Origin of the sequence: Paenibacillus sp. 3LSP, from assembly GCF_032465655.1 — a bacterium.
Taxonomy (GTDB): Bacteria; Bacillota; Bacilli; order Paenibacillales; family Paenibacillaceae; genus Fontibacillus; species Fontibacillus barengoltzii.
In genome coordinates, this window is sequence record NZ_JAWDJI010000065.1 from 1 (window position 1) to 7,830 (window position 7,830).

Below are 7,830 nucleotides of genomic sequence, written 5' to 3' on the forward strand. Positions count from 1 at the left end.
GTTGCTGACCAGTCCCAGGTCATAGCCCAGCCCGGCAGCCAACTCAGCTTCGCGCACAGCCTGCTCGGTTGGGCCGCAGATACCCGCGACCTTAAGGAACGGGCGCTGAAGCCCGGCGGCTTCCACTTCCTCGGCAGCCAGGCGGAGCACCGGCTCAAACAGACCGATCTTCGGATCGCGAATCTCGAATTGCGTTGAGTGGACACCTACTGCGATCCCGCCGCTGCCGGCGGCGATGTAATAGCGCGTTAACGCACGTTGCCGCCGCTCATCCAAGCGGCGCTGTGCGTCCAGCGCCAACGGGTGGGCGGGGATGACCGTTCCGCGGTGCAGCAGCTGATGCAGCTCAGGTTTCAACTGCGGTTGCTCGCCCATCAGAACACCCCTCCCCGTTCCTGAAAATGCGTAGGTTTGCCTAACGTCGCTCCCCCCGCCTCGATCCACTCCACTGTCCAATTCATCATTTGTCTCAAAGAAACCAGCGGATATCCCCATATCGCGTGGGATGTTGAAGCGTTGCTTAATAATGCGGTCGGCTGTTCCTCCCCAGTGAAGATCGGCTCGACGCCAAAGGCTTCGCCAAACCGTTCGGCCAGCCAACGGATCGATACAGTCTCTGGTCCGGTGACATTGATCGTCTTCGGCGGTGAGGCACAATGGAGCAGTGAACGGATTGCCATTTCATTGGCGTCCCCTTGCCAAATGACGTTGACCATACCCATATTCAGGTCGATGGGTTCCCGCTCCTTCACCGCCTTGGCGACCTCCAACAAGATGCCGTAACGCATATCAATCGCATAATTCAGCCGGAAGTTAACGAGCGGCGTACCGTTTTTGCGGGAAAAATACTCAAACACCCGCTCCCGCCCTAAACAGGATTGTGCATATTCACCAATCGGCGCAGGCGCGGTTTCTTCCGAAGCCCCGCCTTTGGTGATTTCCGTCAACGGATAAATATTGCCGGACGAGAAAGCAACGATCCGCGAAGCCTTAAACTTCTCCGCGACACGCCCCGGCAAATAGGCGTTCATGGCCCAGGTATAATACTCGCGCCCAGTCGTTCCAAACTTATTGCCAGCCATGTAAATGACATTGGGCGCCTCTGGCAAGCGCGACAATGCGTTTTCATCCAGCAGGTCCGCCGAAATGGTGCGAATGCCGGCGGCCTCCAGCTCTTCCCGCAGCGTTCCCGAAGAAAACCGCGACACGCCGGTGACCTTCATCGTCTTCCCTGCGGCGGCCAAGCCCCGAGCCAGCAGCTTCGCTAAGCTGGGGCCCATTTTTCCACCAACGCCAAGAATCAGCACATCGCCGTCCAGTTGGGTCAGATCCCGAATCAACCGGTCTGAGGGCTCGCTTAATCGCTGCTCCAACTCCGATATCGTTTTCATTTTTCGTCACCTCTACTATGCAAGGGATTCGCAAGACGGTCTCTGAAGCCTTACGGTTTCCCCTTTATCGTAGAAGCGGGAGGAATTCCAGACAACGACCTTATATCGCCCCAAAAAACGAAAGCAGGAGAAAACCGGCTGTGACGGTGTTCTCCTGTGCTTATAGGATGATTGATTTTTGGGGTTAAGATCAAATTCAAGTGGCTGAGATTAGCGGCCCGAGGCCAAATGTAAAAGTACAGTTGATTTTTAGAGAAAAGGTACTTGTCGTGGGCTTTAACTGCAAAAGTGCAGTTCATTTCCGCCTATTTCCCACTTTTCCGCCGAATCGCCCTAAACTAACTGCACTTTTACATTTCAAAGCCGGTAAATACGGAAAAATGCCGATGTTAAACTGCACTTTTGCATTTCAATTAGATTTCCATCCTTTCAACTTAATCAATTTCTTTAATAAACGCCACGATTCTGCCCGCTTCCTTAAACCCCATCCGTTGATGGAAGGCTTGGCTTCCGTGATTGTCCAACTCCGTATCCGAGCCGATCTCCTTACACCCAAGCGATTTGGCCCAAGCTTCTCCCGCTTCCACCAGTTTTCTTGAAACGCCCTGGTTTCGATAGTTCTCATCGACATAAATCCCTTCCACGTAACCAACCGGACTTGAGCTGGAGCCTTCGACGTAGTCAAATCGGAGAGACATGTGCAAAAAGCCAATCGTGTCCCCTTTCTTGACTGCAAGAAAGATACGATCTTTCTCAGACGCCAGCAAGTCCTCCAACTCGTTCCGCAGCTCCCGCCATGCATGCTCCGGCCACAATTTTAACGCCAAACGAGTAACGTCATCCAGATTGGTTGGATTGGCTTGCTCGATTCTCACATAAATCCCCCCATTATAAACACAACCCAGCCTAGATCGCTCATTTCTAAGGCTGGGTCATTTGTGGTCTCAGCTTCCTTGATTCATGTTTGCTCGGTTGATGTACTAAAGTTTCTTTTTCCTTAATGTAAAATAGATCAGGCCGTCCTTCAACTCACGTTCTTGGTCAAATCCCAACTTCTTAAGCAACCTCTGCGATTGAATATTCTCAGGCTCCGTTGTCGCCTCTACATAATCCAGGCCCATCACATCAAACCCCATGCGAATCAATGGGTTTAACGCCTCCTGCATCAAGCCCTTGCCCCAAAAGTTCGGAGCCAAGTCAAATCCGATTTCCGCTTTGGTTTCCTGATGATCATCGGTAGACCAGCAATGGTATCCGCAAGTCCCGATGAGCTCCTTAGATTCTTTGCAAAACAAGCCATATCGGCATCCCGAATCCTGGATATGAAAGGCGATAATCTCCTCCGCCTCCTGGAGGTCTTGACAAGGCTCTATGTCCATAAATCGCGTGACTTCCGGCACCGAAAAATGCTTAAAAACCGCATCAGCATCTTCCAAGGTCAATTCTCTCAAATGCAATCGCTCGGTTTCAATACTTGGGTAGTTCATGTAATCCCGCCTAAGTTAGGGTATCGGTCAGGTTCTCCCTGAAAAAAAGCATGCTACCTCAGGTAAGAGGAGCATGCGATCTGGAACTTTGAATCTTATTGCTTATTATATCAAGAAAGAAGAACCTTGTCGTCCGTTTGCCCTTCCAAATCTCCCTCAAGATCGAGATATTTCTGGCGGAGCATCTCCAATTGGGTTTCATCAGGTTCCCAGTATCCCCGTTGATGGCTTTCCAGCAACGTTTCCACCAGCCCGTGATATGCCCAGCGATTGTTCTCCTCCATCTGCCGGCTTCGCTCTTCGTCGGCAACATAGGTTTCATGGAGCTGGTCGAACACCCAGGGCTCAACTTTGCCGGTGGTTGCGGCCAGTCCCAGCACGTACTCGACGCGCTTGGCGATTTGCTGCGCCCCGTGATAAGGATGCTGGAGCAAGGCGTCTATCCATTTCGGATTGATCAGCCGGGTACGTACGCCACGAGCAATTGAATGCTCTGCCGATTCGGTGACGGGTTGCTCTAAGGTTGAATCTGAAATATGAATCTCCACCGGACTTCCCTTCACCATCGCTACCGATTTGGAGAGTCCGCCAAAATACTCGTAATAATGGTCGGAATCCGTTACCTCCCATTCATGGCTGGAACGTATTTGCGACACGACATCCACGGCCATCAGACGGATGCGATAGAGTTCCGGTTCCGCTTGACCGCGTTCCCTCAAGCTGTAAACAAACTGCTGACTGTCCGCATAAGCCTGGCCCAGTTCAAACTCGTCGCTCCACTGCTTCGTTTCGATTAATCGGGTCATATTCGTGCCGTACTGGCCCTCCGCGGGTCCAAAAATCCGAGCATTCGCCAGATCCCGCGCACGTTCCGGTTCATAGCCGCCAGCCAGCAGCTGCTCCTCCGTCTTGCGGGTGTGAACCTTAAACCAATTAAGCTCATCCGGCTCCTCCAGCTCGGAGACCCGCTGAAAGATCCGGTTTAAATCCTCTAACAAATTAGGGAACATGTCGCGAAACAAACCGGTCATATGTACCACCACGTTGAGGCGCGGGCGGCCAAGCTCAGACAGCGGGATGATCTCATATTCGGTCCGAAATGACCCGGCTTCGCCTCGGACGCGTACTCCCATGTAGCGAAGGATCTGTCCGATCGTCTCCCCTTGCGTCCGCGAGGTTTCAATCCCCCACAAGACAACAGCCGTTGTTCCCGGATATTCTCCATATTGCTCAAAATACTGACGGATCGAGTTTTCGGCGATGCGCGCCCCCCGTTCCACAGCGGTCACACTAGGTACAGCCCGCGGATCAAAAGCGTAGAGATTGTATCCCGACGGCATCACTTCAGGCGAGCGGATTGCATCACCAGCCAGCTTAGGACGAAGATAACGTCCCTCCAGCGCCTTTAGCATGCCTTCCAGCTCTTGGTTGTTGATGGAGCTCTCATAGGCGCGATACCCGAATTCCAGCGCTTGCCGCACCGCCTCCTGCCACTCCGGCGGCTCATTTGACACACTAGCCGGAAGCGCCTTGGTGGACAGGTACTCATGGACCAGCTGCGCAGCCGCCTGATCGAGCCGGTGTAATTCGTCCGTGTGCCCTCCGGCGCTCAGCTCCTCCACAACAAATCCCTCTCGCTCAGCCAGTAATCCCCGCAAGGAACGGACCGTCCCCCGTTCGTGACGAAGCACAAACCGCATATAAGCAGCGGCCGCTTCATGATCATACCCCTCTCCCAGCACATGCAATCCGCTTGGGATCAGGGAACGCTGCATCCGGTACAGCTCCTCCTCCATCTCCTCCGGCGTCTGTGCAGCAAAATGAAGCGCTTCGCCCGCCTCTCGCAGCTTGCGAAGAAGATCCCCGCAGCGTTCAGGATCCATCTGCTGCGCCTCACGATATTCATGCAGCAGTGCATCCAGGTTCGCCCATTCGCCGTACAGCTCCGCCTCCGTAAACGGAGGGGCCTGATAGCCGACCAACACCGCATGACTGCGGCGTTTCGCGATCATTGCTTCCGAGGGGTTCCCCACGTAGTAGTAATAGAAATGAGGAAGATCCCCGATAAAATCGTCCGGCACGCAATCCCCTGACATTCCGGCTTCCTTCCCGCGCTGAAACTCCAGCGTCCCGTGAGTCCCGATATGGACGACCGCATCTGCCCCCCACTGCTCACGAATCCATTGATAAAAGGCCGTATATTGATGAGTTGGAAGCAAGGATCGATCGTGGACGGATTTTTCAGGATCCTCGTGGATCCCGCGAGATGGCTGCAATCCAATAAAAATACGGCCATTCACGATCCCTGGAATCAGGAAGTTCTCCCCTTCCGTCATAATCTCTCCCGGAGGCTGCCCCCAGCGTTCTACAGCTTCCTTGCCCCAGGCACGGGCGGCTAGTTTACCCGCAAAGTCGGCATCCGTGTAGCGGATCATTTGACCGTCTGTCTGATCCAACGACGTCCACTGACCGGAGTTCACCAGCCCCCCAGCTACGAACCGGGAACGCAGCTCTTCCGCAGTCATCTCCTCGGTTTCGTAGCCTTCCTCCCGCAATCGGGATAACAAGCGGGCAACCGATTCAAAGGTATCCAGAAAAGACCCGCCAAACACATTCGCCTCACCGGGAGGATAGTTATAGCAAATCAGAGCCAGCTTCTTCTCCCGGTTGGATTTGCTGCGAAGCTCCAGCCAACGCTTGACGCGCTGAACCAGCTTCTCCACCCGCTCGGGAATCAATGCCAGCTTGTTCAAAGCGATCCCCAGCTCAGGATCTTCCCCCTCAGGGCGCAAAGCGGCAATGGGATAGGTCTCAATCGCCCCGTCCAGTTCCGGAAGCACAACCTGTACCATGAGTTGGGCAGGATTTACGCCTCGGACAGACTGGCGCCACTCCTCCTCGGTCGTACCGGACAAGAGGAACGGATGCAACATCGGTGCTCCCAGCTCCTCAAGCCAGGTTACCGCTCCGTCCGCATGATCCCGAGACCCCATGCCGTTCAGGGGCTTTTTTCCTGCCGAAGCTCCCCCTCCGCCCGGACCAATCCCTAAACGGAATGGAAGCAGGTTCACGATCAAATCAACGGACCGACCTCCCTCGGTCAAAAGTTGGCCCAGCCGATCCAGCGATATATTCATTACGGAAGGAAAAGCGATCGGTAAACAATCGGCAAACTCCTCGATTTGGTTCATGATCTCCCCGACGCACTCGCTGATATCCTGTAGATTCCCATTGCCGTTAAAAAACAGCGCCACCGTCTGCCGCTCTCCCGAAAATCCTCGGCTGTTTCGATAGTCATTTAGACTGGCGAAGCGGGTTCCGGTTGCTGGCTCAAGAATGCAGATCTCTTGGAGAAAATTCGGCTCGGTCGGAGCTGGCAGCAGATCGCAACCACCGTATTCCCGGCCGGCCAAACTGAGCAGCCCCACCATATTTGCCGTCCCGCCGCCCCGCCAATATTCCGTCATTTTCGTATAACGATCGTAGTCTGTGCGGTGATCCTGCCCATCCAATCCTTCCTCCGAAATCGTACCCGTATGGGATAAATCGTTGGCACTCAGTTGACCTAATCGGAGCAATGAGCGAATTTCCGCGATATCCCCGCCGACAGGAACAATATGTGCGGTTCCTCCCTGGAGGACTTTCTTGATCAATTCCACGCTTTCCTTTGGAACGCCGTGCGCATCAAAAATGATCATATCGAAGGCATTCGCTGTAAGCTTTGTTTTCAGGTCCGCCGGTGCATCGACGGTCTCGTTGCCACCCGGATCAACGACGGTCAGCTTCAGTTGCTGCCGCTGAGCTTCATCCAGCCTGCGGTACGCCGCTGACAAATGGGCTTGCGATGCTTCGTTGTTTGTGATGACGAGGATGTTCAAGCTCTCATCTCCTTATCTTTTCATATCAAATCGGCGGTGTATGTCCTTTGTTCCTGCGGCCAATTTCCGAACGGCTTGGGCAATTTGTCCGGCCTCCAATTCCTCCAGCCGGATATACTGTGCCCCCAGCGCTTCTGCCAGCTTGCGGGCATAGCCCAGTCGAACGAATCCTTGCTCCGTATCGATCACCAAGGTCTGAATCCCATAGGCAGCATAACGCATGCCTGCGGATTGGATCTCCCGCCACGGGTTAAGCCCCGAAGCGGCCCCGACATTGACTTTGCCATCCGTCAGGATGATCATCGCCGGTACAAGCCCGCTTCCTTTACGCAACAGCGTCTGAAGAGTGGCCTCTCCTTTCTCCAATCCGGCAACCAGCGGAGTTTTCCCGCCTACGGGCATCGACTTCAATCGACGCTCGGCCAGCTCAACGCTGCGCGTGATATCGAGCAGCAGCTCGGCTCCGCGGTCGCGAAAGGCGACCAGTCCCACGCTGTCACGCTGCCGGTAAGCATCGCGCAGCAGCGACAGTACCGCTCCCTTGACCGCCTTCATCCGCTTGGCCGCATTCATCGAACCGCTGGCGTCCACAACGAAGAGCAAAGCCGTCCCTGTCCGGCTTTCCCGCACCTTGACACGCAAATCGCTGTATTCGATAAGCACGCTTGGACGTGATCTCCCTTCGCCTCGGTCCGACGCTTGCTGCCGCCGTGCCTGTTGATAAGGCGCGGCGGCCCGCAGCGTGGCATCCAGGGCCAAATCAACGACCGGACCGCGCGGTGCCTCCGCGCGGATGTAACGTCCGCCCCGGCTGCCTTCGCCTGCCTGATTGCGTTTGCCCGCTTGGGCTTGGTGAGAGCCGGTGCGCGGCGGAGTAAAGGCAAGGCGGCGGACCTCAAAGTCCCGTCCCACCGCCTCCACAATGGCGCGTGCGGCAGCCGCCGCTGCGCCTTGGCCGCGCCGCTCGCCGGAGCCCGCAGCCTCGCTCCCGTGGACTGGGCCGTCGCCCAGAGGCGCGGGCTCCGGTGTGGCTGCCGCGGCCGCTTCGCCATCGGCCGCAGCCGTGCTCGGTCC

5 protein-coding genes and 1 pseudogene are annotated in these 7,830 nt (G+C 55.4%); all 6 read right to left on the reverse strand.

Translation table 11 applies throughout. The annotated features are described in order from the left end of the window. Positions 1 to 375 (reverse strand): annotated as a pseudogene (locus tag RW092_RS04785) (dihydrodipicolinate synthase family protein); the annotation flags it as partial. Next, a complete protein-coding gene (locus tag RW092_RS04790) occupies positions 375 to 1,391 on the reverse strand; it encodes an NAD-dependent epimerase/dehydratase family protein (RefSeq protein WP_316009657.1) in 1,017 nt (338 codons plus the stop codon). The gene RW092_RS04790 and the pseudogene RW092_RS04785, both read right to left, overlap by 1 nt. Positions 1,392 to 1,825: 434 nt before the next feature. Then, positions 1,826 to 2,266, reverse strand: a complete 441-nt coding sequence (gene aac(6'), locus RW092_RS04795) for an aminoglycoside 6'-N-acetyltransferase (RefSeq protein WP_316009658.1) — start codon at positions 2,264 to 2,266, stop codon at positions 1,826 to 1,828. A gap of 105 nt (positions 2,267 to 2,371) precedes the next feature. After that, positions 2,372 to 2,878 (reverse strand): GNAT family N-acetyltransferase, encoded by a 507-nt coding sequence (locus RW092_RS04800; protein ID WP_028537888.1) that lies wholly within the window; start codon positions 2,876 to 2,878, stop codon positions 2,372 to 2,374. A gap of 110 nt (positions 2,879 to 2,988) precedes the next feature. Continuing rightward, positions 2,989 to 6,756, reverse strand: a complete 3,768-nt coding sequence (locus RW092_RS04805) for a cobaltochelatase subunit CobN (RefSeq protein ID WP_316009659.1) — start codon at positions 6,754 to 6,756, stop codon at positions 2,989 to 2,991. A gap of 12 nt (positions 6,757 to 6,768) precedes the next feature. Continuing rightward, the coding region (locus RW092_RS04810) for a vWA domain-containing protein (protein WP_316009660.1) at positions 6,769 to 7,830 on the reverse strand (1,062 nt) is incomplete at its 5' end.